The 26,383-nt window shown below is 45.3% G+C and carries 20 protein-coding genes, 1 tRNA gene, 2 rRNA genes and 1 riboswitch; of the genes, 5 read left to right on the top strand and 18 right to left on the bottom strand.

Features of this window, described 5'->3' with window-relative positions:
• Positions 1–10: 10 nt before the first annotated feature.
• The 4 genes from OCU49_RS06535 to aceK form a co-directional block, all read right to left on the bottom strand.
• Positions 11–2,900 (bottom strand): 23S ribosomal RNA (locus OCU49_RS06535).
• Positions 2,901–3,248: 348 nt separating this feature from the next.
• Positions 3,249–3,325 (bottom strand) — tRNA-Ile (locus OCU49_RS06530).
• A gap of 85 nt (positions 3,326–3,410) precedes the next feature.
• Positions 3,411–4,950, bottom strand: a 16S ribosomal RNA gene (locus OCU49_RS06525).
• Together the 16S and 23S rRNA genes with 1 tRNA gene alongside form the textbook arrangement of a ribosomal RNA operon.
• 553 nt (positions 4,951–5,503) lie before the next feature.
• Entirely contained in the window at positions 5,504–7,222 is a 1,719-nt protein-coding gene (aceK, locus tag OCU49_RS06520; protein ID WP_261844176.1) for a bifunctional isocitrate dehydrogenase kinase/phosphatase, read from the bottom strand.
• A gap of 144 nt (positions 7,223–7,366) precedes the next feature.
• Between aceK and pfkA the strand changes: the two genes are divergently transcribed.
• A complete protein-coding gene (gene pfkA / locus OCU49_RS06515; RefSeq protein ID WP_261844175.1) occupies positions 7,367–8,371 on the top strand; it encodes a 6-phosphofructokinase in 1,005 nt (334 codons plus the stop codon).
• 15 nt (positions 8,372–8,386) lie between these two features.
• Here the strand turns inward: pfkA and OCU49_RS06510 are convergent, their stop codons facing one another.
• Positions 8,387–9,133: a lipoyl protein ligase domain-containing protein gene (locus OCU49_RS06510; protein WP_261844174.1), complete on the bottom strand. Its 747-nt coding sequence runs from the start codon at positions 9,131–9,133 to the stop codon at positions 8,387–8,389.
• A 122-nt stretch (positions 9,134–9,255) separates the two neighbouring features.
• On the opposite strand from OCU49_RS06510, the gene zapE reads away from it, so the two are divergent.
• A complete protein-coding gene (gene zapE / locus OCU49_RS06505; RefSeq protein ID WP_261844173.1) occupies positions 9,256–10,437 on the top strand; it encodes a cell division protein ZapE in 1,182 nt (393 codons plus the stop codon).
• A gap of 15 nt (positions 10,438–10,452) precedes the next feature.
• Here zapE and OCU49_RS06500 read toward each other — a convergent pair whose 3' ends face one another.
• Positions 10,453–10,695 carry a hypothetical protein gene (locus OCU49_RS06500; RefSeq protein ID WP_261844172.1) on the bottom strand — a complete coding sequence of 81 codons (243 nt, stop codon included), beginning with the start codon at positions 10,693–10,695 and terminating at the stop codon, positions 10,453–10,455.
• A gap of 174 nt (positions 10,696–10,869) precedes the next feature.
• Positions 10,870–11,511 carry an MBL fold metallo-hydrolase gene (locus tag OCU49_RS06495; protein WP_261844171.1) on the bottom strand — a complete coding sequence of 214 codons (642 nt, stop codon included), beginning with the start codon at positions 11,509–11,511 and terminating at the stop codon, positions 10,870–10,872.
• A gap of 158 nt (positions 11,512–11,669) precedes the next feature.
• Here OCU49_RS06495 and OCU49_RS06490 point away from each other — a divergent pair, with 158 nt between their 5' ends.
• Positions 11,670–11,933, top strand: a complete 264-nt coding sequence (locus OCU49_RS06490) for a DUF5062 family protein (RefSeq protein ID WP_261844170.1) — start codon at positions 11,670–11,672, stop codon at positions 11,931–11,933.
• A 92-nt stretch (positions 11,934–12,025) separates the two neighbouring features.
• On the opposite strand, the gene thiC is transcribed toward OCU49_RS06490, so the two are convergent.
• Positions 12,026–13,906, bottom strand: a complete 1,881-nt coding sequence (thiC, locus tag OCU49_RS06485; protein ID WP_261844169.1) for a phosphomethylpyrimidine synthase ThiC — start codon at positions 13,904–13,906, stop codon at positions 12,026–12,028.
• Positions 13,907–14,241: 335 nt separating this feature from the next.
• Positions 14,242–14,348, bottom strand: a riboswitch (TPP riboswitch).
• Positions 14,349–14,980: 632 nt separating this feature from the next.
• On the bottom strand, positions 14,981–15,445 hold the full coding sequence (locus tag OCU49_RS06480; protein ID WP_261844168.1) for an Lrp/AsnC family transcriptional regulator: 465 nt from the start codon (positions 15,443–15,445) through the stop codon (positions 14,981–14,983).
• Positions 15,446–15,611: 166 nt separating this feature from the next.
• Here OCU49_RS06480 and OCU49_RS06475 point away from each other — a divergent pair, with 166 nt between their 5' ends.
• On the top strand, positions 15,612–16,628 hold the full coding sequence (locus OCU49_RS06475) for a hypothetical protein (RefSeq protein WP_261844167.1): 1,017 nt from the start codon (positions 15,612–15,614) through the stop codon (positions 16,626–16,628).
• Positions 16,618–17,520 (top strand): EamA family transporter RarD, encoded by a 903-nt coding sequence (gene rarD, locus OCU49_RS06470; RefSeq protein ID WP_261844166.1) that lies wholly within the window; start codon positions 16,618–16,620, stop codon positions 17,518–17,520. Before OCU49_RS06475 ends, rarD begins: the two co-directional genes overlap by 11 nt.
• A 78-nt stretch (positions 17,521–17,598) precedes the next feature.
• Here rarD and OCU49_RS06465 read toward each other — a convergent pair whose 3' ends face one another.
• Genes OCU49_RS06465 through OCU49_RS06425 form a run of 9 tightly spaced genes read right to left on the bottom strand, consistent with a single transcriptional unit; the run spans position 17,599 to position 26,361 of the window.
• On the bottom strand, positions 17,599–18,825 hold the full coding sequence (locus OCU49_RS06465) for a beta-ketoacyl-ACP synthase (protein WP_336605369.1): 1,227 nt from the start codon (positions 18,823–18,825) through the stop codon (positions 17,599–17,601).
• On the bottom strand, positions 18,825–19,550 hold the full coding sequence (locus OCU49_RS06460) for a 3-ketoacyl-ACP reductase FabG2 (protein WP_261844164.1): 726 nt from the start codon (positions 19,548–19,550) through the stop codon (positions 18,825–18,827). The genes OCU49_RS06465 and OCU49_RS06460 overlap by 1 nt, the downstream gene beginning before the upstream one ends.
• Positions 19,550–19,996 carry a hotdog family protein gene (locus tag OCU49_RS06455; RefSeq protein ID WP_261844163.1) on the bottom strand — a complete coding sequence of 149 codons (447 nt, stop codon included), beginning with the start codon at positions 19,994–19,996 and terminating at the stop codon, positions 19,550–19,552. The genes OCU49_RS06460 and OCU49_RS06455 overlap by 1 nt, the downstream gene beginning before the upstream one ends.
• Positions 19,996–21,192 (bottom strand): beta-ketoacyl-[acyl-carrier-protein] synthase family protein, encoded by a 1,197-nt coding sequence (locus tag OCU49_RS06450; RefSeq protein WP_261844162.1) that lies wholly within the window; start codon positions 21,190–21,192, stop codon positions 19,996–19,998. Before OCU49_RS06450 ends, OCU49_RS06455 begins: the two co-directional genes overlap by 1 nt.
• A gap of 1 nt (position 21,193) precedes the next feature.
• Positions 21,194–21,772 (bottom strand): DUF3261 domain-containing protein, encoded by a 579-nt coding sequence (locus OCU49_RS06445; RefSeq protein ID WP_261844161.1) that lies wholly within the window; start codon positions 21,770–21,772, stop codon positions 21,194–21,196.
• On the bottom strand, positions 21,762–23,024 hold the full coding sequence (locus tag OCU49_RS06440) for an NAD(P)/FAD-dependent oxidoreductase (RefSeq protein WP_261844160.1): 1,263 nt from the start codon (positions 23,022–23,024) through the stop codon (positions 21,762–21,764). Before OCU49_RS06440 ends, OCU49_RS06445 begins: the two co-directional genes overlap by 11 nt.
• A gap of 47 nt (positions 23,025–23,071) precedes the next feature.
• The gene (locus tag OCU49_RS06435; RefSeq protein WP_261844159.1) at positions 23,072–25,393 is read right to left on the bottom strand and encodes an MMPL family transporter; all 2,322 of its coding nucleotides are present in this window, start codon (positions 25,391–25,393) and stop codon (positions 23,072–23,074) included.
• A gap of 3 nt (positions 25,394–25,396) precedes the next feature.
• Positions 25,397–25,960 (bottom strand): outer membrane lipoprotein carrier protein LolA, encoded by a 564-nt coding sequence (locus OCU49_RS06430; protein ID WP_261844158.1) that lies wholly within the window; start codon positions 25,958–25,960, stop codon positions 25,397–25,399.
• Positions 25,960–26,361 (bottom strand): acyl-CoA thioesterase, encoded by a 402-nt coding sequence (locus OCU49_RS06425; protein WP_261844157.1) that lies wholly within the window; start codon positions 26,359–26,361, stop codon positions 25,960–25,962. Before OCU49_RS06425 ends, OCU49_RS06430 begins: the two co-directional genes overlap by 1 nt.
• Positions 26,362–26,383: the final 22 nt, after the last annotated feature.

The following is a 26,383-nucleotide window of genomic DNA, read 5'->3' as shown; positions in this document are numbered from 1 at the left end:
TTGGCGTTATATGGTCAAGCCTCACGAGCAATTAGTACTGGTTAGCTCAACGCCTCACAACGCTTACACACCCAGCCTATCAACGTCCTGGTCTTGAACGGCTCTTCAGGGGACTCAAGGTCCCAGTGAGATCTCATCTTGAAGGGGGCTTCCCGCTTAGATGCTTTCAGCGGTTATCCTGTCCGAACATAGCTACCGGGCAATGCCATTGGCATGACAACCCGAACACCAGAGGTTCGTTCACTCCGGTCCTCTCGTACTAGGAGCAACTCTTCTCAAATCTCAAACGTCCACGGCAGATAGGGACCGAACTGTCTCACGACGTTCTAAACCCAGCTCGCGTACCACTTTAAATGGCGAACAGCCATACCCTTGGGACCGGCTTCAGCCCCAGGATGTGATGAGCCGACATCGAGGTGCCAAACACCGCCGTCGATGTGAACTCTTGGGCGGTATCAGCCTGTTATCCCCGGAGTACCTTTTATCCGTTGAGCGATGGCCCTTCCATACAGAACCACCGGATCACTAAGACCTACTTTCGTACCTGCTCGACGTGTCAGTCTCGCAGTCAAGCGCGCTTATGCCTTTATACTCGATGCATGATTTCCGACCATGCTGAGCGCACCTTCGTACTCCTCCGTTACTCTTTAGGAGGAGACCGCCCCAGTCAAACTACCCACCACACAATGTCCGCGATCCCGATAAGGGACCTGCGTTAGAACCTCAATAGTACCAGGCTGGTATTTCAAGATTGGCTCCACTCGAACTAGCGTCCAAGTTTCAAAGCCTCCCAGCTATCCTACACAAGTAATATCAAAGTCCACTGCGAAGCTATAGTAAAGGTTCACGGGGTCTTTCCGTCTAGCCGCGGATATACGGCATCTTAACCGCAATTTCAATTTCACTGAGTCTCGGGTGGAGACAGTGTGGCCATCGTTACGCCATTCGTGCAGGTCGGAACTTACCCGACAAGGAATTTCGCTACCTTAGGACCGTTATAGTTACGGCCGCCGTTTACTTGGGCTTCGATCAAGAGCTTCGCCGAAGCTAACCCCATCAATTAACCTTCAAGCACCGGGCAGGCGTCACACCCTATACGTCCACTTTCGTGTTTGCAGAGTGCTGTGTTTTTAATAAACAGTCGCAGCCACCTAGTATCTTCGACCCCCAACAGCTTAGAGAGCAAGTCTCATCACCGTCAGGGGCGTACCTTCTCCCGAAGTTACGGTACCATTTTGCCTAGTTCCTTCACCCGAGTTCTCTCAAGCGCCTTGGTATTCTCTACCTGACCACCTGTGTCGGTTTGGGGTACGATTTCTTGTTATCTGAAGCTTAGAAGTTTTTCCTGGAAGCATGGCATCAACCACTTCGTCCAAAAGAGGACTCGTCATCGACTCTCAGCCTTAGGGAACCGGATTTTCCTAATTCCCCAGCCTACAGCCTTAAACACGGACAACCAACGCCGTGATGGCCTAGCCTTCTCCGTCACTCCATCGCAATAACAAGAAGTACAGGAATATTAACCTGTTTCCCATCGACTACGCCTTTCGGCCTCGCCTTAGGGGTCGACTCACCCTACCCTGATTAGCATTGGATAGGAACCCTTGGTCTTCCGGCGGGGAGGTTTTTCACCCCCCTTATCGTTACTCATGTCAGCATTCGCACTTCTGATACCTCCAGGATGCCTTACAGCTTTCCCTTCAACGGCTTACAGAACGCTCCTCTACCACGCAAACAAGTTGCGTCCGTAGCTTCGGTGTATGGTTTGAGCCCCGTTATATCTTCCGCGCAGGCCGACTCGACTAGTGAGCTATTACGCTTTCTTTAAAGGGTGGCTGCTTCTAAGCCAACCTCCTAGCTGTCTGAGCCTTCCCACATCGTTTCCCACTTAACCATAACTTTGGGACCTTAGCTGACGGTCTGGGTTGTTTCCCTTTCCACAACGGACGTTAGCACCCGCAGTGTGTCTCCCATAATTGCACTCTACGGTATTCGGAGTTTGCATCGGGTTGGTAAGTCGGGATGACCCCCTAGCCGAAACAGTGCTCTACCCCCGTAGGTGAGATATGAGGCGCTACCTAAATAGCTTTCGAGGAGAACCAGCTATCTCCGAGCTTGATTAGCCTTTCACTCCGATCCACAAGTCATCCGCTGGCTTTTCAACGACAGTCGGTTCGGTCCTCCAGTTGATGTTACTCAACCTTCAACCTGCCCATGGATAGATCGCTCGGTTTCGGGTCTAATCCCAGCAACTACACGCCCTATTAAGACTCGGTTTCCCTACGGCTCCCCTAAACGGTTAACCTTGCTACTGAAATTAAGTCGCTGACCCATTATACAAAAGGTACGCAGTCACGGAACAAGTCCGCTCCCACTGCTTGTACGTACACGGTTTCAGGTTCTATTTCACTCCCCTCACAGGGGTTCTTTTCGCCTTTCCCTCACGGTACTGGTTCACTATCGGTCAGTCAGGAGTATTTAGCCTTGGAGGATGGTCCCCCCATGTTCAGACAGGATATCACGTGTCCCGTCCTACTCGATTTCACTGTGTATAAGTTTTCGTATACGGGGCTATCACCCACTACGGCCGCACTTTCCAGAGCGTTCTACTAACTACAACACAGCTTAAGGGCTGGTCCCCGTTCGCTCGCCGCTACTAGGGGAATCTCGGTTGATTTCTTTTCCTTCGGGTACTTAGATGTTTCAGTTCCCCGAGTTCGCCTCTCAAGAGCTATGTATTCACTCAAGAGATACCCAGCTTACACTGGGTGGGTTTCCCCATTCGGAAATGTTTGGATCAAAGCCTGTTTACCGACTCCCCAAACCTTATCGCAGGTTACCACGTCCTTCATCGCCTCTGACTGCCAAGGCATCCACCGTGCACGCTTAGTCACTTGACCATATAACCCAAAAGGGTCTGATTCAAAGTGACTGATAAAACTTCATAGCCATCTACTTTATACAAAGTAAATAACGCTGAAGTAACGATACATTTACGCCGGATTAGCGCTTGTACATTTTTTACTTCTTAATTCTCGTTTTTTACAGGATTTAAATTGTTAAAGAGCGTTTAAAGCAAAAAGCTTTAAAAGATAGTCACAACATCGTGAATATTTTTTAAAACTTTCATAAACTTGAGCGATAATGCGATCATTACATCACTGCCAAGCTTTTCTTTATCAAGGCGAAGTAATCCGACACATAGTCTGCCATGTGAGGTATTGCTTCAACGAAGAGAAAGGAAAGGTTGGTAGGCCTGAGTGGACTTGAACCACCGACCTCACCCTTATCAGGGGTGCGCTCTAACCAGCTGAGCTACAAGCCTATGTCTTGGTATAAATACCAATTCGCTCTCTTTACATTCTGATCAGATAATTCGTGTGAACGCTTGCTGAGAATCCGCTATCGTTTAAGGAGGTGATCCAGCCCCAGGTTCCCCTAGGGCTACCTTGTTACGACTTCACCCCAGTCATGAACCACACCGTGGTAACCGCCCTCCCGAAGGTTAAGCTAGCTACTTCTGGTGCAATCCACTCCCATGGTGTGACGGGCGGTGTGTACAAGGCCCGGGAACGTATTCACCGTGACATTCTGATTCACGATTACTAGCGATTCCGACTTCATGGAGTCGAGTTGCAGACTCCAATCCGGACTACGACCGGTTTTGTGAGATTAGCTCCCCCTCGCAGGATTGCAGCCCTCTGTACCGGCCATTGTAGCACGTGTGTAGCCCTACTCGTAAGGGCCATGATGACTTGACGTCGTCCCCACCTTCCTCCGGTTTGTCACCGGCAGTCTCCTTAGAGTTCCCACCCGAAGTGCTGGCAAATAAGGACAAGGGTTGCGCTCGTTACGGGACTTAACCCAACATTTCACAACACGAGCTGACGACAGCCATGCAGCACCTGTCACTGCGTTCCCGAAGGCACATCAGAATCTCTTCCGACTTCGCAGGATTTCAAGAGTAGGTAAGGTTCTTCGCGTTGCGTCGAATTAAACCACATGCTCCACCGCTTGTGCGGGCCCCCGTCAATTCATTTGAGTTTTAACCTTGCGGCCGTACTCCCCAGGCGGTCTACTTAGTGCGTTAGCTGCGCCACTAAGACATCAAGTGTCCCAACGGCTAGTAGACATCGTTTACGGCGTGGACTACCAGGGTATCTAATCCTGTTTGCTCCCCACGCTTTCGCACCTCAGTGTCAGTATCAGACCAGGTAGTCGCCTTCGCCACTGGTGTTCCTTCCTATATCTACGCATTTCACCGCTACACAGGAAATTCCACTACCCTCTTCTGTACTCTAGTTATCCAGTATCAGGTGCAGTTCCTAGGTTGAGCCCAGGGCTTTCACATCTGACTTAAATAACCACCTACGCGCGCTTTACGCCCAGTAATTCCGATTAACGCTCGGACCCTCCGTATTACCGCGGCTGCTGGCACGGAGTTAGCCGGTCCTTCTTCTGCAGTTAACGTCACAGCTAGCAGTTATTAACTACTAACCTTTCCTCACTGCTGAAAGTGCTTTACAACCCTAAGGCCTTCTTCACACACGCGGCATGGCTGCATCAGGCTTGCGCCCATTGTGCAATATTCCCCACTGCTGCCTCCCGTAGGAGTCTGGGCCGTGTCTCAGTCCCAGTGTGGCTGATCATCCTCTCAGACCAGCTACGGATCGTCGCCTTGGTAGGCCATTACCCCACCAACTAGCTAATCCGACGCACGCTCATCTAATAGCGCAAGGCCCGAAGGTCCCCTGCTTTCCCCCGTAGGGCGTATGCGGTATTAATCCAAATTTCTCTGGGCTATCCCCCACTACTAGGCAGATTCGTACGCGTTACTCACCCGTCCGCCGCTCGTCAGCGGGTAGCAAGCTACCCCTGTTACCGCTCGACTTGCATGTGTTAAGCCTGCCGCCAGCGTTCAATCTGAGCCATGATCAAACTCTTCAGTTTAATTTCGACACTGTAAACAGTGTCTTAAATCTAGCTCAAAGTTAAACTAACTTTGTAAATCTCATAAATGAATTCACTAGGTTGCTTATCTTTGATAAAGCTTTTGTGCTTCATCTCAACAAGCGCCCACACGAATTATCTGATCAAATTGTTAAAGAGCGTTGCTTAATCCGTCTCAGCAGTCGGTGTTGACCGTGGCTGCTGTCGTCTCAAGCGAGGTGCGTATTCTACTCAACACCCGGTGGAAGTCAACGCTTATTTTCAGAAGATTTTGAATCATTCCGCAGAATGTTTCAAAACCGGAAAAACAAACTTTCGTTCCGGTCGAAGCATTTCACTCGAACTTCAAAACAAGCTGTTTATCAGTGAGTTACTTTGTTTCTCATTGTGTCTGCTTGTCTGCGTTGCCGCTGTCTTGCGTCTCAATGTGGGGGCGTATTATAGGGACCAGCTGAAAAGAGTCAACAGCCTTTTCACAGAATTTAAAAATTAGTGTTATCTGACTGTAACAAAGGCCTAAACACTCTCCTTCTTTACAAAACCACATCAGAAACTAACGCTCAAAACGCTGATGACGGCGATAAGGATATAAATCCACTATATCTCCCTCCTCTACCTGCTTCTGAACCTTTTGCCACCATTCAACTGTTAATAACTCACTGTGTAATTCATTAAACAGTTTCCTTATCTTACGGTCACATGCAGTTAAGAGATTAAACTCTTCTGGAAATACATCAGCAGGCCCTACCGAATACCAAGGCTCATCTGCAAGCTCTTGCTCAGGGTACATGGCTTCCGGAATATGCCTGAAGTTACATGCTGTCAGATACATGATTTCATCATAATCATAAAACACTATTCTGCCGTGCCGGGTAACGCCGAAATTCTTAAACAGCATATCCCCGGCAAAGATATTCGCGGCGGCAAGCTCCTTGATACATTTGCCAAACTCATTAATGCCATGAAACAGTTGTTCTTCATTCTCTTGCTGTAATGCTTCCTGCAAATACATATTGAGCGGCGTCATCCTGCGTTCCACCCATACATGCTTAATAAGTAACTGATCATCAGTTGATTCAACAGATGATCCAGCAATAGCTTCCAGCTCAGTTAGCAACTCAGGATCAAACCGAGCCAAAGGCAATTGTAAATTCACAAACTCCTGAGTATCTGCCAGGCGTCCAGCTCTGTCATGATGCTTCACAAGCGCATAGCGATCTTTGACTACTGCGCGCGAGACTTGCTTAGAAGAGGAAAAGCGGTCTTTGATTATCTTGAATACGACGGGATATGAAGGCAGTGTAAATACCGTCATCACCATGCCTTTAATCCCTTCTGCGGGGCAGAAGACATCATCCGATTCAGAGAGGTGCTTCATGAAGTCCCGATAAAACTCAGCTTTACCCTGTTTATAAAATCCGATCGAATTATAAAGCTCAGCCCGGGACTTCAGAGGAATCAACTGATGCAAAAATTCAATAAACTGAACAGGCGCCTCTGCATCTACTAAAAAATATGCCCGGGTAAAACTGAAGATAACTGAAACCTGATCCGGATGACTGACTGCAGTATCAACATACAACTTACCTTCCTCATTCAGTAACAAAGCAATCACGAAAGGAGATTGCTTACCTTCTCTATTTAGCCTGCCAACCAGATAAGCAGCTTTATTCCTGAAGAACAGACTATGAATAACATCTACCGTGTTATCGGAAGCAAGTTGACTGCCTTTTTCGGCCCCCTCTACCCATTGCTCCCGCATATAGCGCATTAAGTTGCAGATATCACGCCGCCGATTCTCCCAACCAATATTAAAGCCACAGTCATCTAACATACTTCGCAACATGTTATAGATGCCGCTGCTTAGTAAATACTGTCGATAAACGCCTCTACTGCCCGAATGCTTTATACGCTCACGGGGAATGAATAACTGCGCCTGGGCACTGGGATGATCCCCTTCAATACGACTATAAACAGAGTTAAAGAATGTTTCGGCTAATTCAGTATCTGCACGAACAGCCACCAGCGCGGCATATTCTTTTTTTACTTCAGACCATCGCCAGCCTGATACCGCTTGTACTGAAATCTGGTTCGCAACCTCCCTGACTTTTAACGCATAAAGATCTATGCGGCGTGAAGAAATATCCTGTAACTGTCGCCACTGACTCTGTTCAAAGCAGTCTTTTGCTTCACGAGCGATGCTCTGAAATATTTGCCGGTACTCAATAAAAGCATTCAAAATCTGTAATGCTATTTCTGACGTATTACTCATTTAACAAGCCTCGGTTCAGCACTTGGATAAGTATAAGCGTAATCCGGGCTTTCTTAATAAAAGCGTCAGATATCCCAGGTAAAGTGCTTGTCTAATTTAGTTAAGTCACTCATATTTAAGGAATCGCTGAGGAAGGATTCATTTATGTATCAACTACCACAACTCGAACAGACCCGCTCACTCAGAGCAATTGCAGTGCTTACCAGCGGTGGTGATTCCCCGGGCATGAATCCCGCTATCCGCGGTGTCGTCCGTGCAGCCATCAACCAGGGCATTAAAGTTTATGGCGTTAACCGCGGCTATAGTGGCCTGATTATTGGTGACATGGTTGAATTAGCAGCCAGTGATGTCACAAACATTATTCAGCGAGGCGGAACTTTACTTAAAAGTGACCGGTGTGATGCTTTCCGAGATCCGGTTGTACGGAATCAGGCAGCTGAAATTCTTAAAAAAAACGGCATTGATGGTTTAATTGTTATCGGCGGTGATGGCTCGCTTTCTGGCGCTCATCTTCTAACGCAGGAAAGTGGGATTCCGGTTATAGGCCTGCCAGGCACAATCGACAATGATATGTTTGGTACTGATGACACTATAGGTTTTGATACGGCAGTTAATACCGCCCTGGAAGGCATCGATAAAATTCGTGATACTGCGGTTTCACACGAGCGTTTATTTCTCGTCGAAGTAATGGGGAGAAACTCAGGCCACATCGCAACTCAGGTGGGTATCGCCTGCGGTGCAGAAATGATTGTCGTACCTGAAACTGAATTTAAGCTGGAAGCGCTATGTTTTTCTCTGGCAAACAATCGTCAGGAAGGTAAAGGCAGTAGCGGAATTATCGTTGTCGCTGAAGGTCCGCGACCAGGTTTAACTTACCGTCTTGCTCAACGACTTGAAGAACAAGGAGAATCCCCTGGCGTATGTATTCTCGGACATATTCAGCGTGGCGGACAACCTACAGGCCGTGACAGAGTACTAGCTTCATGCCTGGCGACATCGGCTGTTGAATATCTCAAAGCTGGCTACAGCGATATAATGGTGGGAATCTGTGAAAGTCAGATATGTACCGTGCCGTTACGGGATGTGATGGAAAAAACCAAACCCGTGAACAAACAATTATTAGATATGGCAATGCTGCTACATAAATAACAGGCAGCATCCCCTCTATATAGTTAACAGCTCACCGCACGCTACGGTCATTCTATCCCGTAAATCAGACACCAGCGGTAAGAGTAACGCATCTGCACTCTTGTCACTTAACGTAAAACAATCACTGTTAAGTCGTTGCAGGTTCTCACCAAGTTCAGGCTGATTTACGACAACCTCAGCCAGTAACGACCAATTGCATGGCGACAAGTGCAAGCCGCTGACTAACGCGACGCCATTGCGTTTACGAATCTGCGCCAAACCTAATAGCTTTCGCCCTTGCAGTGACACTAATTCACCGTGTGATAAGCCCGCATAACAGGCCCACTCAACACCTTCCTGCTTGGCCCTTACTTTAGATGTATTAATCATTGCCTCGTCAACTGACCGACAAGTCACTCCATTATCCAGTAAGACTTCAAGCCAGGCAGCTTCAAACCACTTAAAGATATCAATAATACCCAGCTCAGCAGCCGGATGATCAGTTGGTAGAAACAAAGTAACACTCAACATCCAGGGACCAGCGAGAACTGCACCACCACCGGAACCTCGTTGCTGAACAGGAATACTCCTATCTCTTCCCCGTTGCAACATTGAATCATCCGGACGCTGTGAACGTCCCATAATTATGGCTGGCTCAGCATATCGCCAAATCAGTAGCTGCGGTTCATTCACAGGAACACTTAGTACTTCACTGATACGCGCCTGTTCTTCAGGCATTCCACCACTATAAATATGATCAGAAATTTCCGGCGTAACACTCATCTGAGTACCTTACTACATAAAGATTGCGCGCAATTGTCCCGGGAACCGCCAGGCAATACAAGTCGATGTCATATGCTGGTATTCTCGCGAAACAGTTATCAGGGTTTCCTCTCGGGATAGATATGCGCACTTCCGACAGTTTATTTATTCAGTATTATCAAAACAGTAACACTAAACATGGTTATCACAACGACCCGGCACAACAACGGGCTGTCGAATGCTTACAGCAACTATCTGATGAGCTTCAAAATTCCACTGGCCAAAAGCGCTTCTTCCGTAACAACACACACACACCTAAAGGTTTATACCTATGGGGGTCAGTTGGACGCGGCAAAACATACTTACTTGACCTGTTTAGTGAATTTTTGCCAAAAGGCTATGTCACCCGCCTGCATTTCCATCATTTCATGGCCAGAATTCACCGGGAATTACAGCAGTTAAGCGGGCATAAAAACCCTTTACAACTCGTTGTAGAAAAGTTCTCACACGAATGCAAGGTCATTTGCTTTGATGAGTTTTATGTTAGCGATATAGGTGACGCGATGATTCTTGCTCGCCTGATCGAAAGCTTTTTCACTGCCGGTATAATATTTGTTGCAACCTCTAATACTCCACCACACAACCTGTATAAAGATGGTTTGCAACGTCAGCGTTTTGAACCGGCTATTAGCCTGCTACAGCAACATCTCACAATTCTTCATATGGATGGAGATACCGATCACCGCCTTCGGCAGCTAACCTACAGAAACAATTATTTCGTGCATTCTGCTGACTCCGAACTTGATAAGATTTTCATTTCCCTGAGTCAGACTGACAACACCCTGACCTCACAGCCAGCTAAAATCATGAACCGGGAAATTCCCGTTAGAAAAAGAAACCAAAACTGTATCTGGTTTGATTTCAACCAGCTCTGTGAAGGCCCCCGCTCACAATTAGATTACATCGAGCTGGCCTCCCGCTATGAACATGTCTTTGTGAGTGACATACCGCAACTTGGAGGAATAACACAGGAGTGGATCAAAACCCGTGGTGTTGAAGACGGCAATATTGGCGCAGGGTATGAATCTACCCGAACCGGCGAACGTACCATGCAATATGCGCGTATGGATGATGCAGCCAAGCGCTTTATCAGTCTTGTTGATGAGCTATATGATCGGAGGGTAAATTTATTCGTTAGCGCAAAGCAGCCGCTGGAAAGGTTATATTCTCAGGGCAGTCTTGAGTTTGAATTCAACCGTACCCGAAGCAGACTAACTGAAATGCGTTCGGTGGAATATCAAAATCAAGCGCCCTTAAGAAACTAGGGGTTAAAAATAAAGCTATGGGTAAAGTTGAAGATCAGCATCGATAATCATTTTACCCAGCTCGACGCATTGTTTTATGGCCTCTGCTTCAGAAGAAGCAACAATCTGATTTTCAGGATCCGCAGTTGTAAACATTTCCGGAGCTATCAATGGAGTAACCTCCATGCCGGTAATCCTTGGCAGTAAGTTCCAGCGGTTGCGGCCCAACGATTGCACGGCCGGGGTGATTTGATAATCACCATATCTAACCTGCTGCATTCACGCCTCCCTAAGTTGCTTGAACATAGCCTTAACAGTATAGCTGAAGGCACCATTCCTCTTGGCTTTGAACCGGATTATTATTCATGCAGAGAAGTGTCATTTGGACGTGTAAAACAAGCATTATTTGCAAACTTAATAGACTAACGATCAACCAGTATATATGGCTGCCTGTCAGCCTCTGTGATCGCTGACAAACGGATTATTCAAACGCTCATGTCCAAAAGTAGACATTGGTCCATGACCAGGAATAAAACTTACATCATCACCTAAAGTGAAGAGTTTTTCGTTAATTGACTGAATAAGGCTTGGATGATCACCTTTTGGAAAGTCAGTACGACCAATAGAACCGTTAAACAAAACATCACCGACTAAAGCCAGGTTAATTCCACGGTGATAAAAGACTACATGACCCGGGGTATGACCCGGACAATGGAGCACATCCAGACATTGCTCACCAAAACTGACTGTATCAGCATCATTCAACCAGCGATCTGGCGTGAACTCTTCTACAGCAGGAAAACCAAACATCTTACTCTGCTGATCCAGCGCATCAATCCAAAACTTATCTTCAATATGCGGACCTTCTACCGGAATATTATATGCCTGAGCCAGCTCAGCTGTGCCTCCTGCATGATCAATATGCGCATGTGTAAGCAAGATCTTTTCGAGTATCAACTGTTCGCTGTTCAATTTCTCTACAATGCGAGAAATATCGCCACCCGGATCAACAACAGCTGCACGCCGGGTATTTTCACACCACAATAAGGTACAGTTTTGCTGAAAAGCGGTAACAGGAATGATGCAATATTTCATAAGTAACTCTCACACTTTGGCTGGCTGTATCCGACACAACGGGCTATAAACCGCGCCAGTATACTGCATATATATACCGAACCTATGGCTTAATTTATCTTGCCTGTTTTGCTGGCTTAGTTATAGTGGCATGACAGCAAGCATAAGGAGTCAGGGTTTTGGCAAAATTGAAGCACGAAGCAGCACTGGTCAAAGAAGCCATACGTATTGGTGGGGTTTACATGGAAAAGCGCGGAGCGGGAAACATAGAAGCGACCGACAGCGCCAGCAACAAAATTACAGCAATATATCGCTTACTGGTTCTGGACAAACTTATTCAGCCTCTCGCTAAAGGCGAAGATAACGAACCGAATATGAAGCATAAGCTTGCCCTGTGGATTGAACGTCAACTTCCTAACGGACATCCATTAAAAGAAGAATAACCACTTAACTCTTCCATAAAAAAACCGCCGAATATTCGGCGGTTTTTTACATTTACCCCAGCTTTTCTAACGCAAGCTGGTATACCTAAGGCTTAAACCTTATGGTAAATCTCAGCGCCAGTATTCTTAAACTCAGCAGATTTTTCCTGCATGCCCTGTTCAGCCTTCGCGTGAATTGCAGCAACCTGAGCTTCATCAAGATTACGCACTTCTTGCGAAATTTTCATAGAACAGAACTTAGGACCACACATTGAGCAGAAGTGAGCAACTTTTGCAGACTCTTTCGGCAATGTTTCATCGTGGTATGCACGGGCTGTATCCGGATCCAGACCAATATTAAACTGATCTTCCCAACGGAATTCGAAACGTGCTTTAGACATAGCGTTGTCGCGAATCTGTGCACCAGGATGTCCTTTTGCCAGATCAGCAGCGTGAGCAGCAATCTTATAAGTAATGATACCAGTCTTTACATCATCTTTGTTTGGCAGACCCAGGTGCTCTTTAGGCGTTACGTAACACAACATCGCACAACCGTACCAACCAATCATCGCCGCACCTATACCGGACGTAATGTGGTCATAGCCAGGTGCGATATCAGTCGTCAGAGGCCCTAATGTGTAGAAAGGCGCTTCGTGACATTCAGTCAGCTGCTTGTCCATATTTTCTTTGATCATATGCATTGGCACGTGACCCGGACCTTCGATCATTACCTGAACGTCATGCTCCCAGGCAATCTTAGTCAGTTCCCCCAGCGTTTCCAATTCAGCAAACTGTGCTTCATCATTCGCATCGTATACAGAACCTGGGCGTAAGCCATCACCCAGAGAGAAAGATACATCGTACGCTTTACAGATTTTGCAGATGTCTTCGAAGTGCGTATACAAGAAGTTCTCTTCATGATGCGCCAGGCACCATTTAGCCATGATAGAACCGCCACGGGAAACGATACCCGTCATACGTTTAGCAGTCATTGGCACATAACGCAGTAATACACCTGCGTGGATAGTGAAATAATCCACACCCTGCTCGGCCTGTTCAATCAGCGTATCGCGGAATACTTCCCAGTTAAGATCTTCTGCAACGCCTTTTACTTTTTCCAGCGCCTGGTAAATAGGCACAGTACCGATTGGTACTGGTGAGTTACGCAGAATCCATTCACGGGTTTCGTGAATATTCTTACCTGTGGACAGGTCCATGATGGTATCTGAACCCCAGCGAATGCCCCAGGTCATCTTTTCTACTTCTTCTTCAATAGAAGACGTCAAAGCAGAGTTACCAATATTGCCGTTGATTTTAACCAGGAAGTTACGGCCGATAATCATTGGCTCTACTTCAGGATGGTTAATGTTCGCAGGGATGATTGCACGACCTTCTGCTACTTCTTTACGTACGAACTCAGGCGTGATCTCTTCTGGTAATTTAGCACCGAAGCTATGGCCAGGATGCTGCTGATCAACCATAGAACCTTCAGCTTTAACCTTAGCCAGCTTCATGTTCTCGCGAATTGCGATGTATTCCATTTCAGGAGTGATAATCCCCTTACGCGCATAATGTAGCTGGGATACATTCATGCCTTCTTTAGCACGCAATGGCTTACGCGTCAGTTCAAAACGCAAATGGTCAAGACGCAGATCCTGTTCGCGTACACGGCCATACTCAGATGTCATACCCGCAAGCTGCTCAGTATCATTACGCTCAGCGATCCAGTTTGCACGTACAGGCTTCAGGCCTTTACGAACGTCAATTTCAGCTTCAGGATCAGTATACAGACCGGAAGTATCGTAAACGTATAAAGGCTCATTAGGTTCGCCACCCATATCAGTTGGCGTCTGATCCAGCGAGATTTCCCGCATTGGTACACGAATATCACTGCGAGAGCCTTCAACATATACTTTGCGAGATTTTGGAAATGGCTGCACAGAGGCTTCATCAACCTGAGCGCTGCGGCTCAATGCAATATTGGAATCAGTCATAGTATTACCTTTAGTTATTCTCGTTATTTTCTGCGGATCTACCGGTCTGCCCTTCCCATAGAAAGAAGGTCATAACGAATCAAATTAATACTTTCACTTAAAAATCTGCAGGCTCATTTGGCAGCGAACAGAATTCTATAAGTGAAATTCTCATTTCCTGGTGGTAATAACACTGATAACGGAATAATAAGACGAGGAGGCTTTGGTCGATAAACGAAGAGCTTTGCCATCAAATACGTTATGAAAAACACTTAACGGGCCAGCTTAGGTTAGTTCATCATCCAGTTAGCTATTACGAGCTAAACCGCATGAATCCCAAAAAAAGGAAATAGTTCTGACGGTTCATCTCGATTTCCTACGCCGGTATTAACCGGATCAGGTTCGCGGGTCACTGTCTATCGAACAGCTCTCAGCCCCATTCAGGGCACCCCGACCAAGATACTGCAGCTAGTGTATGGCGACATGTAAACGCTGTCCACCCAATGCCCTTATATGTAAGGAACTAACTCTCGCTACAAAGTCTAGTGGAGGTATCGCTTACAAATACATCTACGTCTAAAGTCTTACAAGAATCATCTCAAAAATAAGACTTTTTCTTATATTTATAAAAAATCAAACGTGGATAATGTGCTTCAGGATCATCAAACTTCAGGGATCGAATCGAGGAAGGCCATAGCTTGCGGACAGGGTTAGGGATGATTGCAGGATGCAAATTTACCGCACGGAAAATGGATGCCAGCGCGAAGAGGGTACTTAGGGGGAACTGAGTGCTCTCTTTTTTTCCATCTTTTCTATCTTACAACTGCTTTTCTATAGCAGTTATTTCTATTGTCTTTTTTCTGACATCAAAATTAAGAATTATTCCTATATAAATCTATTCTGCGATCCGCATAATAAGCTTTATGGAGCAAGACGCTTCATGGATCGAAGAAAGGATGGCTGGTACGCGGAAAGGGATACATGGAAGTAGGCAGGATGCCGCTAAAAATCCGCAAGGAACAGGGAAAGCCAAGCAGAAGAGAGTACTCAAGGGGAACTGAGTACTCTCTTTTTTTGTCTGTTGGAAATATACATCTACACATCAATTCGGGTCGTAAATTTATCACGCCGCATTGATATCAGAGTTCTGAATTTTCGCAAATACGGATCGTTGGACAAATCACGTCGTACGAAAACTTCATATGCCTGCATGTCTGGCACCATAACAACTAACAGAAAGTCGACTTCCCCTGTCACCTGATAGCACTGAGTGACTTCACCAGCATTTTGCATCTTACGCATAAAAGCATCTGCCAGGTCTGCCTGATCCCGAATCATCTCCACTTCCACAATGATATTTAACATCTTGCCCAAAAGCCGGGTACTGAGAATCGCCACATCAGCTTCAATTACGCCTGATTCACGCAAACGCTTCACGCGTTTCAGACAAGCCGGAGGAGACAAACTTATTTCCTCAGCAAGTTGCTGATTACTGATACGGTTATTTCTTTGCAGAGTATTAAGAATCTGCCGATCAATGCGATCTAACTGAAGTTCCATAAATTTTCTTAAAAGCTAATAAAGTTATCTTAATAAGAGTTACCAAGAAACATTATTAATCATTAAGACACAAATAGAAAATAATCAAAATCAAGCCTAAATTACACTATATATCTTTCAAGCAGGCATCCGCTGATTACATCATCACGCAGTCACAGGTTAAACAATGCAAAAGATATGGTATTCCTTCTGGAAAAATACGTTACCAGACTTGGCAAAGGAGATTTTTGCCGTCTTCTTTCTATTATTCAAACTAACTCTGCCCGTTATAATCATCGTTAAAATATTGGAAGAAATGGGCGCAATCCCCTATATCAGCGCATTGCTCGAGCCATTAATGGTACTGGTCGGCTTACCTGAGAACATGGGCATTGTCTGGACGACAACTATGATCACTAATGTCTACGGTGGCATGATCATTTTCTTTCAGATGGCAGATGATCAGGTGCTAACAGTTGCACAGGTAACCGTGCTCGGCAGTATGATGCTAATCGCCCACAGTCTTCCCATCGAAGTGCGAATTGTTCAGCAGGCCGGTGTCCGTCTGGCAATTGCATTGTCGCTGCGTATTATAAGTGCTCTCATACTTGGCATTATTCTGCATCATGTTTATAGCTGGGGTAACTGGCTTCAGCAGCCAGTTGAATTGCTCTGGCAGCCCCCCGCTCAAACAGATGATACCCTGCTGACATGGTGCATATCTCAGTTAAAAAGCTTCGCTATGATTTTGCTCATAATTGCAGTGTTGCTCAGCCTACTGCGGCTATTACGCTGGTTACATATCGAACGCTTAATGATTTGGTTACTAAAGCCTGTTCTCAAAATCCTGGGAATCAGCCCTAAGGCAACATCCCTTACTATTATTGGTATTACACTGGGATTATCTTTTGGCGGAGGTTTGCTGATCAGGGAAGCTCGCAGCGGCAATATTGAACCACAAGACTGTTTTGCAGCTCTGTGCTTACTGGGATTGTGTCATAGCATCATTGAAGATACTCTGCTGATAATGACACTAGGGGCTGACCTTTCTGGAATTCTCTGGGCCCGACTCGCATTCAGCCTGATTTTCATCGCAATTATGACTCGCATGCTTAAAGCCTGCAGTGACACATTCAAGCAACGTTATTTAATGCACAACGTGGTTCATCCAACCGCGCCAGACGGAGATTCCAGTGCACGCTGAACAGGAACAGAAGAAAGGCTTCTACTTCGCCCTCGCCGCTTATGGCATGTGGGGCGTATTTCCAATTTATTTTCACGCTATTGCCAGTGTACCTGCCATGGAGATCCTTGCGCATCGTATAGTCTGGTCACTGGCATTTCTGGCAGCAATATTATTTATCAGTAAACGCTGCCAGGACATTATTAGCCTGCTTAAAAAACCTAAACTGCTTCTGAGCCTCACCCTGACCGCCCTTATTGTTTCAGCTAACTGGTTAGTATTTATATGGGCCGTTGCTCAAGAGCAAGTATTAGAAGCAGCGCTTGGATATTATATTAACCCACTGGTAAGTGTGTTTCTGGGGATGATCTTTCTCGGCGAACGGTTAAGAATAGGACAATGGTTGGCTATCTTACTGGCATTAGCCGCCGTCGGTTATCAGCTAGTTCTACTCGGCAAGCTCCCCTGGATAGCACTAAGTCTGGCATTCAGTTTTGGTTTTTACGGGCTGTTACGAAAAACAATTCCAGTCGATTCTATTCTGGGGCTGTTCACGGAAACACTTTTACTCTTTCCGTTCGCGATGGGCTATATGATCTGGCTGGCTAACCATAACGAGCTATATCTGCTGAATGCCAGTACTGGACTAAGCATATTATTACTCGCTGCAGGTATAGTTACCAGCTTACCGTTACTCTGCTTCACTTCGGCCACTCAGCGACTCAGTCTGCTGTATATTGGTCTGATGCAATATATAGCACCGAGCATTTCATTCCTGATCGCCGTGTTTTATTTTGGTGAAACACTAGACTCTAATCGCCTGGTGACATTCGCCATGATCTGGCTTGCATTGGTTATCTTTACTGGGGAAGGTTTGCTCAGACGAAGACAAAATAAGCCTTCAGCTACTTAGCGAATTCGATACTGGATAAGTCAAAACACAAAAAAGGCTAATCAGTTCCCTGATTAGCCTTTTTAGCTTTACTGTCAATTAATGCCAACGCTTAAAAATAAGTGAGGTGTTTATACCACCAAAAGCAAAATTATTGCTCATCACGTATTCGGTCTCTATACGCCGTCCCTCATGCATAATGTAATCAAGATTTCCGCATTCATCATCAGGATTATGTAAATTAGCTGTGGCATGAAACCAACCGGTATTCATCATTTCAATGCTTGCCCAAGCTTCTAATGCACCACAGGCTCCAAGCGTATGGCCTGTAAAGCTCTTCATTGAACTGATTGGTACTGTATTCCCAAATACAGCTTCAGTTGCTGTACTTTCGGCCACATCCCCGCGTGCAGTCGCTGTACCATGCGCACTAATATATCCGATTTCTGAAGCGTCTATATCTGCATCTTTAAGTGCAAGCCGAATAGCCTTCTCCATGGTATCAGCCGACGGCTGAGTCACATGACTACCGTCTGAATTAGTTCCAAAACCAATCACTTCCGCATAGATTTTTGCACCACGTGCCAGCGCATGCTCCAGTTCTTCGAGAATAAGAGTACCGCTACCTTCACCAATAACCAGTCCATCCCGGTCACGATCAAAAGGTCGTGGCGTTTCATCAGGAGCATCATTTCGCACACTGGTTGCATATAAGGTATCAAAAACCGCAGCTTGTGTTGCACACAAACCTTCACAGCCGCCACTAATCATGACATCTTGCTGGCCGTATTTTATCGTTTCAAAAGCTAAACCGATTCCCTGACTACCTGAGGTACAGGCACTCGAGGTTGTATAAACCCTTCCCTTCAAACCAAAATAAACACCGATATTTACCGGCGAGGTGTGTGCCATCATTTTAATATAAGAATTCGCATTTAAACCGTCACTGGAATGATTTATCAGCATATTACCGAAATCGCCGATAGCTACTGAATCACCTGCTGAAGACCCAAAAGACACACCTGTCTTACCACTGGTCAGAACATCAGTCCCTAATAATTCTGCATCCTCTAACGCCCGTTCAGTACTCAAGACAGCTAACTGAGCAACCCGCCCCATACTACGCAAAGCTTTACGCTTATAGTGCGAGGGCATTTCAAAATCTTTTACAGGCCCTGCCAAACGAGTATTCAGGCCTTCATATTTATCCCAGTCGTCCATGCGACAAATCCCTGTCTGCATATTTTTTAAACGCTCTCGAATTGAGTCCCAGTTATCACCTAAAGGTGAGAAACCAGCCATCCCTGTTACTACTACTCGCTTCATCAATACATACCGCCATTTACAGAAATAACCTGCCGGGTAATATAACCGGCATCTTCAGACATCAAAAAACTGACCGTACCTGCTACCTCTTCAATACTGCCAACACGCTGCATTGGAATCATCTTCAAGGCTTCATCAACCGGTGCATCATTAATCATATCTGTATCAATAAGCCCTGGAGCAACACAGTTTACTGTAATCATTCGCTTGGCTAATTCTACTGCTAATGCTTTAGTCGCTCCGATAATACCAGCTTTAGCAGCACTGTAGTTCACTTGCCCACGGTTACCCATCTCACCTGAAACAGAAGACAGGGTTACAATTCGGCCTGGCTTCCTTCTGCGAATCATCGGCATCATCGCCGGATGCAACACATTATAGAAACCATCAAGATTAGTTCTCAGTACTAAATCCCAGTCTTCTCCCGGTATAGCCGGAAAAGCATTATCTCTGGCAACTCCGGCATTACAAACTACGCCATAATACGCACCGTTAGCCTCAATATCTGCTTCAATAGTTTCACGACAAGCTTCCCGATCAGCAATATCAAACTGCAAAACAGTAGCCTGTTGACCAACCTCCCGAGCAATCGAAGCAACCTCCTCCGCCTGAACAACACTGCTGTGGCAATGAATTACCAGCTCGAAACCATCAGCGATCAGCCGCTCTGCTATACCTCGTCCAATGCCTCTACTTGAACCAGTAACCAGTACTCTGCCCTTCACTATGCCATTTCCTTTAAAAACACATCTGCATCTTCAGGCTGAAACACATTTAACCGTGCTTCAGCCGTTACATTTTCACTACTTAGCAGGCAATTAAAACTGCTTAAGCCATTTTCCGCCTGTAATTCTTTTTCTACCCGTATGAGCAGCGTCTGCCCATGTAAAAACTTATCTGTAGAACATTCATATTTTCTGCTGCCCAGCAGAAAACCTAACTTCGGCACTTTACCACCGGCCCGCTCCTGCACCCCTGCATAAGCACCAATCGCCTGCGCTAGATACTCCATGCCAACCCATCCAGGTACACCAGACTCATCAGCAAACATCGCACCGGAATGTATATTGACGTGTGCTTCCAACCAATCGTCACCATAAGCGACTATTTCATCCAATAGACTCATTTTTCCAGAGTGCGGCACTAATTCAGCAACGCTGTATTCAGACATCAGACTCTTCCTAATAGCAAAGAAATATTATTCCCACCAAAAGCAAAGGAATTACTGATCACATACTTTATATCTGTAATCAATGCAGCATCCGTTACGCTTAAAAGATTAATATTCGGTAATTCAGGATCATATTCGCCATCCCAGCAATGCGCAGGCAGAGAACAGGTATTATCCGGATTCAGCAGTAACCAGCAAATGCCAGCTTCCACAGCTCCGGCTGCGCCTAATGTATGTCCGGTCAATGCCTTAGTTGAACTGCAGGGGGTCTGCGACCCAAAGACCTTATGCATAGCCTTAGCTTCCATCTGGTCATTCAAAGCAGTCGCTGTGCCATGTAAATTCACATAATTAATATCTGCAGCTTTAAGCTCAGCGTCCTCTAACGCCTCTGTCATGCTTCTGATAGCCCCCTCACCAGAAGGGTCTGGCGCAGATATGTGGTGGGCATCAGAACCTTCACCCACCCCGCAAAGCTCTACACCTTCAGGCGTCCGACTTAGTATAAATAATGCAGCACCTTCACCGATGTTAATACCGTTTCGATTTTTACTGAACGGATTACAACGTTCAGAACTCACGGCATCAAGAGAACTAAAACCCTGTACCGTTAAACGGCACAGAGAATCCACGCCACCAGCAATAACAACATCACAAATACCAGAGCGTAGTAAACGCCGGGCACTAGTTAAAGCTTTAGCACCCGAAGAGCAAGCCGTTGATATACCATATACAGGTCCGTTTATGTTCAATATCTCTGCAATAAAATCTGCAGTTGCACCCATCTCCTGAACACAGTAATCATAGTTTCCTGCAGCCTCCCCTTGCTGTATAGCCCTTATAGCAGCTTCACCTTCAGCAATTCCGGATGTACTTGTACCGATCACAATACCTACGCGTTCAGAACCATATTGCTCTATTGCCAGCTTCACATCCGCTTCAATTTGCATTAAGGCAGCCAATGCCAATTGATTATTACGACTCTGCCATTTTGCATCATTAAGAGGTATTTTTGGTAACGCCTGCTGACAGACCCCTAATCGGTGTTTCACTTCAGTTCCAAACGCATTACTTAAACTAAAATAATCGCTCTGTTCACTGACGCCTATCCGTAATTCTTCGGCGGAACCACCTGCAGCGCATAGAATGCCCATCTTATTCAGATAGGTTTTCTTCGAACCTGCAGTAATTCTCATATTACTGAGCCTCCAGCGTTTCAATTTTAACCTGATAATTCTCTAACAAATTATCAATGTGTATCTGATTACTCTCAAAAACAACGCTTAACCACAATTCTTGACGTAAGCTCAGAACACGGACCTTTTCTGACCACCCAAGCTTCCACTCGTCAGCCATGCTATATGCCTGTTTTACGGATGCCTTCGGCCATAAAGAAAACTGCATGATAGCTAACAACTCACGTGTAGGAATATCAGCGACCACTGACGCTTTATGCTGTAATTTCTGGCCATCATAAATCAACTGGAATAATTGCTGACCTGTGGGCAACAAAACCACTAAGACAATTTTTTCCGAATTTAAGCGTGTCACAACAAGAAATGATCGTTCAATATCATGAAATGATAAAGTAACTTTCTGCTTAAGCACACCGGTAAACGGCGAGTCTTGCGGAGACAATAGCAACAGCTCAGGCTGGTAACCCGAATCAGCAGCACGGTCATTAAAACTGCTGCATCCAGACAACAACAGACATATTGCCACTACGAGTGTACTTAGAGTTCTTACCGCTACGAACCCTGTATTTCTATCTATCATCGGCCTGCTTTCCGCGTTCAGCATTTCGACACAGTTCAGCTAACACACTGAGACGTGCAGGATTTTTTACAAACGGATTTTTATCATCCCATGCATAACCTGCCAGTATGGAGCTAATCATTTCACTAACAGCAGGATTTTTTTCTGCCGAGAAAATAACATCTTGCAACCGTCCATCATACCAACCCTCAACAAAATTCCGGAAAGTATCAATGCCTTTCTGTAAAGGGTCAGCAAACTGTTCTTGCCAGTCAGGTTCAAGGCCGGACAAGTGCTGATCCAATGTTTGTACTGCTAAAGTAGCTGATTTTAAAGCAATCGTTACTCCTGATGAAAATACCGGGTCTAGAAACTCACCAGCATTCCCCAATAAGGCAAAACGTTCACCATATAGTTGCTCTACATCACAGGCATAGCCCTGTATTTTGCCAACCTCAGAATCAAAAACAGCATCTCCAAGCAAATCAGCTTTAAAGTCAGCAACACCTATCAAGGTTTTCAGCTTTTCCAAATCACTGCCAGACAAATTTTCCAATACTTCCGGAGGCGTCACTACACCAACAGATGCACGCCCATCCGAAAACGGAATCAACCAATACCAAATTTGTTGATTCTCAGGGTGCACACTGATCAGAATTTTTTCCCGATCAAAACTTTGATTATCAATTCGATCTTCAACATGGGTAAAAACAGACGTCCTACTCTCAAATGCTGAAGGCTTATCTAAACCCAATAACCTAGGTAGCACCCGCCCAAAGCCACTGGCATCTAACACAAAATCAGCCTGTAATCTGTATTCAGATAATGCTTCATCAGTAACTGTTAATAGCACACCATCAGTATGTAATTCGAAATCGGTTACTGTATGTCCGTACGTTACCTGTACCCCCTGCGCCTCAGCCTCATCAATCAGTAACTTATCAAACTTATCACGTCTGACCTGATATGTTGTCCCATAACCTGGCGTTAATTTTTCACGAAAATCAAAATAATCATATTCATCTCCCCGGCTAAATGCCGCGCCATTCTTGCTCTGAAAGCCGGCCTGTTCCACCACCGACAACAAACCCGCATCCTCAAGAAACTGCATACACTGAGGTAACAAACTTTCGCCAATAGAAAACCGGGGAAAATAGCTCTTTTCAATTACTAACACTTTATAACCGCGCTTATTCAGTAGCGCTGCTGCAACCGCACCAGAAGGCCCGGCACCGATAATAATCACATCATGACGTCCCTGATGTTCAGACATGTAATTTTCCTTATTCTAATCTTTATGCACTTACAGCAAGCAATGTTTTATGAAAAACGAGGCCTTAACAACAAAGTTAATAACCAGACAAGCGTTAATCCCAGTAACACTGTTAAGCCAAAATGATGTAACACCGGCGTCTGACTCAGGGCCAGTAAACCAAATGCCATTAAGCTGGTAAAAGAAGAAAGGGTAACTGCCAACCAGGTATATGAATCCCCCCGAGTTTCAGTTAAAAATATACCCATATCCAAACCAATCCCTAAAACTAAGACCAAAGCTAACAGATGGAATAAATTAACCCCTCCTTCCAGCTCTATAATCAGTGCCATAGTCAAAACTGACGCCATAAAAGGTGGCAGTACAATACACCATACCTGCGTGCGATAACGTATCGTCAAGAGTAAGAAAATTACTAAATAAGCAACGGCCAACCAATAACTCACCTGCGTTCTGTATTTTCCCAATACAGTTGATATATCAGCTACCCGGTCCACAAATGTGATACTTGGATCTGTAGCACTGAAGTTCTCTAGTCTGCTTAGCCCTTGGGGAGATAAACCCTGCAAACGAATTAACGTAGTAACCTGCTCTCTGGTCTGCTGTATTAACAACGGCTTCCACTGGTTTTCTCCAGGTAGGAGCATCCATTCATCGAAGCTTAACACCGGCGAATTCAACTCAAAGAATTCCTTGCTTATCTTTGCAGCCAATGCCAAAGGCAGTCCTAAACGACCCAGGTAGTCCTCAAGTTTACTTGTATATAAATCCATCACTAACTGTAAATTTTCGCGCTGTCGCAGTTCCGACGGAATAACATCTGAAAGTCCCTGGCTCCCGTTTAAATAGCCATTGTTAATCAAACTTTCTAAAGTTGATTGTAATCGCTCTTCTTTTTGCAAAGCCTCTTCAATGTTACCCGCCTGTATTAATAAAAACTGTGAGCTACTAGCCGTACCTAATATTGTCTGAACTCTCTGTTCTTGCGCTAATAATGCCGGCGGAGAGGTTTGTAGCAAGCGCACATCATCAACACCCTCATGCTTAAAGACGCTTAATGACGCCGTTACAAATAACACCAGCATCATAAAAATAATTCCGGGCTTAGGCTGTAAACGCGGAAAAGTATTTCGCAATAAAGACAGTTTTTTGCTGGCTTCTGCTGGCTGTCGAATGTTATCGCTGGTCAGAAGGGGCAGCCATAAAATCACTGTCAGCCAGGCAGCAATTAAGCCAGCGATAGAAAAAGTCGCCATTTGCTGCAACCCCGGAAAAGGAGTTAGTGTTTGTACTGCATACGCTAAGACACTGGAAAACAATCCCAATACCAAGCCAGGTAATAACTTTATTAACGTCGTTTTCGCCGGAACTTTAGATTTGCGCTCACAAATAAAATGTAATGCATAATCAACAGATACCCCAACCAACCCAGCACCAAAGGCGAACGTAATTAAATGAACCTTAGTAAACACCAACATAGTGACACTGGCTGCAACTACGCAACCAACAGTCACAGGCAATAGCATTAGCAGCAAAGGTTGCCAGCGACGAAATACCAATAGCACCAAAACCACTACGCTTAAAAGTGACCCCAAGCCAATTGTTTGAATTTCACTACGCGCCTGAACAGTTCCTGCTGAAGCATGTAATAACATACCAGACGCTTCGATGCTCACTCCGGGAACATTATCTAAGTCTGATAAAACCTGAAGTACCTGACTCTGAAGAGCCTGTTCAAACGGGCTCTTAGCCAAGGTAATTATCAGTAAATACGTCGGATGTTCAGCCGACGATACTCGCAGTAAACCATCCTCGGCTTTAAGTTTTAAAGCACTGCTCTGATTAATTTTCAACTCAGCAAATAAGCGAAACGGATCTTCAATTAAACTGCCGCCAGCAATGCTCACCGGACTGTAAACTTTTTGTAGTGCTTTATTTTCTACGAAATCATAATCCGCTGCTAATAAAGCATGACGTAAGTCAGACGACAAAATCGAAAACCGGTAAGCAAAATAATTATTATCAAAGCGTCCTAACTCTGTGGAGCCAATCCTCCAGATTAATTCACTAACACCTTCCTGTTGTGCAAACCTATTTGCAGCTTCTGCTACAGCAGTTCGTGCAAGCTGATCGTCCTGTGAAGACACTAGTAAAAATATTCGCTGCGAGAACTCAGCAGCCATTTTATCGGTGGCTAACTGGACGGCTGGATTCTGTTGCGAAGCGGGTAATAATGAAATGATACTGGAATCAAAGCTCAGCCCTTTACGCCAGACACCCATCACAACGATAAGAATAATTAGCAACCAAATACATGCCAAAGTACGTAGCAGGTTGTCAGACAGAAATACCAGCTTGGTTTTTAACATCGGTTACGGCTGAAGATTCAAAAAACGTATAGTTGTGCGATCACCAGACACTTCGTTCAGTACAATTTGCCGCAATAAATGATCACCGGATAATTCAACTTTGGACATTACCTGTGCAATGGCGGGATCGCTGGGTTCCAAAACAGCCTGCCAGTCAGTCCCCTGCACCTTACCCTGTAAACGAAATAAAGCTTTCAGTTTTGGCCATTCGGCCGTTAAAACCGCAAACAAAATGTCACCAAGCACAACCCCTGCAGGATTAGACGCTAAGTCAAGACTCATAAGTTCTTGCCCTTGCTGACGATTTACCAGACGTTCAGGAGTTATAACCAATTCATTCTGAACAGGGCTTTCTGTTAACCAGTTGATCTGCTGATTTCGCAAGTAAGAAAAACGGCCAGTTGATTTTAAACTTGCATCCAAAAGTGCTAAATACTTATCTTGTTCAAATTCACCTGTCAGACTGTCTGACGCCTGCGTTAATTTTGCCAATTGCTGGTATGTAAGAACATCAGCCCCGCAGGTCACTGAAAGCAAACAAAAAAAGATAAATGACACAAATTTCATTATTCTTTCCCAAGTTTTTCTAATAGTACCGCAGGCGATGCATACTGCATTTCACCATCAGCTAAGCCCACCGCTACTTGTACGGTAAAAGCCTTAGTTAAGCGCCTCCCACTTTCCTGATCGACAATTACGTAATCGACCTTTAAGCGATTTTCCCACTCAACTAATTTTGCTCTGACACAAACCTTCTGCTGAAACCTCAAAGGCTGTGCATAACGAATACGCATATCGATAACCGGCCAGGCATACCCCGAAGCCTCCATTTCGATATAGTTATATGCAATTTTATCTAATAAGGCACAACGGGCGACTTCCAAATACTTCGCATAATGACCATGCCACGCGACATGCATACTATCCACATCATGAAACGGCACTTCAATAACGACTTCTGTTTCCATACTCAACAACACCTTAATAGCA

The sequence above is a fragment of the Aliamphritea ceti genome, from assembly GCF_024347215.1.
Lineage (GTDB): Bacteria > Pseudomonadota > Gammaproteobacteria > Pseudomonadales > Balneatricaceae > Amphritea > Amphritea ceti.
Note: the sequence above shows the minus strand (reverse complement) of the source record. Positions and strands in the feature narration are given on the sequence as shown.

Excerpts from the sequence above, each read along its gene's own strand:
- OCU49_RS06440 (WP_261844160.1), bottom strand. The coding sequence starts at position 23,024 with ATGTCTGAACATCAGGGACGTCATGATGTGATTATTATCGGTGCCGGG.
- OCU49_RS06495 (WP_261844171.1), bottom strand. The coding sequence starts at position 11,511 with ATGAAATATTGCATCATTCCTGTTACCGCTTTTCAGCAAAACTGTACC.
- thiC (WP_261844169.1), bottom strand. The coding sequence starts at position 13,906 with ATGACTGATTCCAATATTGCATTGAGCCGCAGCGCTCAGGTTGATGAA.
- OCU49_RS06455 (WP_261844163.1), bottom strand. The coding sequence starts at position 19,996 with ATGTCTGAATACAGCGTTGCTGAATTAGTGCCGCACTCTGGAAAAATG.
- OCU49_RS06480 (WP_261844168.1), bottom strand. The coding sequence starts at position 15,445 with ATGGAACTTCAGTTAGATCGCATTGATCGGCAGATTCTTAATACTCTG.
- OCU49_RS06425 (WP_261844157.1), bottom strand. The coding sequence starts at position 26,361 with ATGGAAACAGAAGTCGTTATTGAAGTGCCGTTTCATGATGTGGATAGT.
- aceK (WP_261844176.1), bottom strand. The coding sequence starts at position 7,222 with ATGAGTAATACGTCAGAAATAGCATTACAGATTTTGAATGCTTTTATT.
- OCU49_RS06500 (WP_261844172.1), bottom strand. The coding sequence starts at position 10,695 with ATGCAGCAGGTTAGATATGGTGATTATCAAATCACCCCGGCCGTGCAA.
- OCU49_RS06475 (WP_261844167.1), top strand. The coding sequence starts at position 15,612 with ATGCAAAAGATATGGTATTCCTTCTGGAAAAATACGTTACCAGACTTG.
- OCU49_RS06435 (WP_261844159.1), bottom strand. The coding sequence starts at position 25,393 with ATGTTAAAAACCAAGCTGGTATTTCTGTCTGACAACCTGCTACGTACT.
- OCU49_RS06450 (WP_261844162.1), bottom strand. The coding sequence starts at position 21,192 with ATGAGAATTACTGCAGGTTCGAAGAAAACCTATCTGAATAAGATGGGC.
- OCU49_RS06510 (WP_261844174.1), bottom strand. The coding sequence starts at position 9,133 with ATGAGTGTTACGCCGGAAATTTCTGATCATATTTATAGTGGTGGAATG.
- OCU49_RS06445 (WP_261844161.1), bottom strand. The coding sequence starts at position 21,772 with ATGATAGATAGAAATACAGGGTTCGTAGCGGTAAGAACTCTAAGTACA.
- OCU49_RS06430 (WP_261844158.1), bottom strand. The coding sequence starts at position 25,960 with ATGAAATTTGTGTCATTTATCTTTTTTTGTTTGCTTTCAGTGACCTGC.
- OCU49_RS06465 (WP_336605369.1), bottom strand. The coding sequence starts at position 18,825 with ATGAAGCGAGTAGTAGTAACAGGGATGGCTGGTTTCTCACCTTTAGGT.
- pfkA (WP_261844175.1), top strand. The coding sequence starts at position 7,367 with ATGTATCAACTACCACAACTCGAACAGACCCGCTCACTCAGAGCAATT.
- zapE (WP_261844173.1), top strand. The coding sequence starts at position 9,256 with ATGCGCACTTCCGACAGTTTATTTATTCAGTATTATCAAAACAGTAAC.